Source organism: Ideonella azotifigens (assembly GCF_006519715.1).
GTDB classification, from domain to species: Bacteria; Pseudomonadota; Gammaproteobacteria; order Burkholderiales; family Burkholderiaceae_C; genus Ideonella; species Ideonella azotifigens.
Genome location: NZ_VIDT01000671.1, coordinates 1 through 2933, shown reverse-complemented (window position 1 = coordinate 2933; position 2933 = coordinate 1). Strand labels below are relative to the sequence as shown.

Here is a 2933-nt window from a genome sequence, read left to right as displayed (position 1 = left end):
TTGCGCCGATGGCAGTGCCAGCAGCGTGGTCGCGGCAAAGGCCGTGGCCGACAGCAGTGCACGCGGCACCGCGCCGCGGCGGGCAGTTTCAAAACGATTCATCGTGAGTCTCCAGGATGTTATCGACCGGTCGAAAGGACCGGACAGGAAGTCGCAGGCAATGGACAGCCTGCGCGAGGGAAAAACTCGGGCGTACGGTTGCGCGAAAAAGGCACACGGCGCACAGGCGCTGTGGCCATGGATTCAGTCAGGAAACAGCATGGCCACGGCGGCCTTCAAACAGGCGCTGCAGCAGGCAGAAGACAAACAGCAAGGCACCGATGACGATGCGCGTCCACCAGGAACTGAGGGTGCCGTCGAAGCTGATCAGGGTCTGGATGATGCCCAGCGTCAGCACGCCAAACAAGGTGCCTGCAACGTGACCGACGCCTCCAGACAACAGCGTGCCACCGATCACCACCGCGGCAATCGTGTCCAGCTCCAGCCCGGTCGCATGCAGGCCATAGCCCGAGAGCATGTAGAAGCTGAAGACCACGCCGGCCAGTGCCGAGCAGAAGCCGCTGAGCGCATAGACCTGCACCGTCGTGCGTGCCACCGGCAGCCCCATCAACAAGGCCGAGTGTTCGCTGCCGCCAATCGCATAGACAGTGCGGCCAAACGCCGTGCCGTGCGCGACGAACAGGCCGACCGCGACGACCACCAGCGCAATGATGGCGCCGACCGACAGTGAAGCGCCTTCCCACAGCGAGAAGCGCGCCTGCGAGATTTCGCCAAAGGTCTCGTCGGCCATGCTGATCGAGTCGATGCTGATCAGGTAGCACAGGCCGCGCGCCAGGAACATGCCGGCCAGCGTGACGATGAAGGGCTGCAGCCGGAAGCGCTGGATCAGGAAGCCCTGCACCGTGCCGAAGACCAGGCCCATGGCCAGCACCAGCGGGATGACCGCCGTCGCGCTCCAGCCATGGCGCTCGACCAGCGTGGCCTCGACCATGGTGGTGAGCGCAATCACCGAGCCGACCGACAGGTCGATGCCGCCGGCCAGGATCACGAAGGTCATGCCGACCGCGACGATCAGCAGGAAGGCGTTGTCGATCAGCAGGTTCAGGAAGACCTGGGCCGAGAAGAAGCCGGTGTAGGCGACCGAGCCGTAGGCGGCCATCACGCCAAACAGCAGGATGGTCAGCGCCAGCGGCAGCTGCTCTGCGCGCAGGCGCGGGCCGCGGCGCTGCGGGGCCGGTGCCGGCGGCACGACTTGCAGCTTGGACGGCTCAGCTCGTTCGATGGAAGGCGTCGTCATTTGGGGCAAGGCACTCATGCCGCACTCCTCGCCGCCGGCCGCACCGCAATGCTGCGCAGCCAGGTGCGGAAGTCGGGCGACTGCAGCAGCATCACGACAAAGACCACCGCAGCCTTGACGACCAGGTTGACCTCGGGCGGCACGCCGATGGAGTAGATGGTGGAGGTCAGCGTCTGGATGATCAGCGCGCCGATGACGCTGCCGGCCAGCGTGAAGCGCCCGCCGGTCAGCAGCGTGCCGCCCAGCGTGACGGCGAGGATCGCGTCCAGCTCCATCAGCTGGCCGGCGTTGTTGCCGTCGGCGCTCTTCACATTGCTGCTCAGCAGCAACCCGGCCACACCCGCGGCCAGGCCGCAGAAACCGTAGACGCAGACTGTTATCAGGCGCTGGCGCACCCCCGCCAGCCGCGCGGCCGCCGGGTTCACGCCAATGGCCTGGATGAACAGCCCGAGCGCAGTGCGCGTGAGCGCCAGCTGCAGCACCAGCCAGATGGCCGCGACCACGAACAGCGCAAACGGCAGGCCGAACAGGAAGCCACCGCCGAGGAAGAAAAACGGCGGGTAGTAGACGGTGATGATCTGCCCACCGGTGACCAGCTGCGCCACGCCGCGGCCGGCGACCATCAGGATCAGCGTGGCGATGATGGGCTGGATGCCAGCACCTGCCACCAGCACGCCGTTCCACAGCCCGCACAGCAGCGCCACACCCATGGCGCAGGCCAGGGCCAGCCCCATCGGGAAGCGGCTCAGGTAGACCGGCGCGCCGTCCTGCATCACCAGCTGGCCGCCTATCATCCAGGCCGCCACCGCGGCACCGATCGCGACCACGGCACCGACCGAAATGTCGATGCCGCGGGTGGCAATGACCAGCGTCATGCCCAGCGAGACAATGGCCAGCGGGGCGGCACGGTTCAGGATGTCGATGATGCTGCCGTAGAGGTGGCCGTCGCGCCAGCGCAGTTGCCAGAAGCCGGGGTTGAAGCTGGCATTGATGGCCAGCAGCAGCACCAGCGTGACCAGCGGCCAGAACAGGCGATGAGAAGTGAGCCGCTTCATGCCGGCACCCCGGCGATCATGTCGGCGATGGCGACTTCGCTGCTGCCGCCGGGCAGCTCGCCGGCCTTGCGCCGGTCGCGCATCACGGCAATGCGGTCCGACAGGCGCGAGATCTCGTCCAGCTCGGCCGAGATGAACAGCACGGCCAGGCCTTCGGCAGCCAGCATGCGGATCTTGTCCATGATGTCCTGCTTGGCGGCCACATCAATGCCGCGCGTGGGTTCGTCGAGGATCAGCAGCGCCGGCTCGGTGGCCAGCCAGCGTGCGAGCAGCGCCTTCTGCTGGTTGCCGCCAGAGAGCTGGCTGATCGGCATTTCGGCGTCTGCCGCCTTGATGCCCAGCTGCTGGATGAACTTGTCGGCCAGCACCTGCTGCCGGCGCGTGCCCAGGCAGCGCCAGATGCCCAGCCGGGCCTGCAGCGCCAACGCGATGTTTTCGCGGATCGACAGGTCGGCGACGATGCCTTCGGCCTTGCGGTCCTCGGGGCACATCGCCAGGCCGTGGCGCACGGCCTGCGTGGGCGAGCTGAGCGCCAGCGTTTCGCCGCGCAGCTTCAGCGTGCCGCTGTCGGCCTTGTCCAG

General features: G+C 67.1%; 3 protein-coding genes. All 3 read right to left on the bottom strand.

The genetic code is table 11. The features are described from left to right. Positions 1-247: 247 nt before the first annotated feature. Positions 248-1297, bottom strand: coding sequence for a galactofuranose ABC transporter, permease protein YjfF (gene yjfF / locus FKP22_RS26000; protein WP_141290722.1), 1050 nt, complete (start codon positions 1295-1297; stop codon positions 248-250). A 14-nt stretch (positions 1298-1311) separates the two neighbouring features. After that, positions 1312-2352 carry an ABC transporter permease gene (locus tag FKP22_RS25995; protein ID WP_141290720.1) on the bottom strand — a complete coding sequence of 347 codons (1041 nt, stop codon included), beginning with the start codon at positions 2350-2352 and terminating at the stop codon, positions 1312-1314. Beyond that, a partial coding sequence (locus FKP22_RS25990) for an ATP-binding cassette domain-containing protein (protein WP_141290718.1) occupies positions 2349-2933 on the bottom strand: 585 nt, incomplete at its 5' end. The genes FKP22_RS25995 and FKP22_RS25990, both read right to left, overlap by 4 nt.

Coding starts and splice junctions, on each gene's coding strand:
- FKP22_RS25995 (WP_141290720.1), bottom strand. CDS start 2,352: ATGAAGCGGCTCACTTCTCATCGCCTGTTCTGGCCGCTGGTCACGCTG.
- yjfF (WP_141290722.1), bottom strand. CDS start 1,297: ATGACGACGCCTTCCATCGAACGAGCTGAGCCGTCCAAGCTGCAAGTC.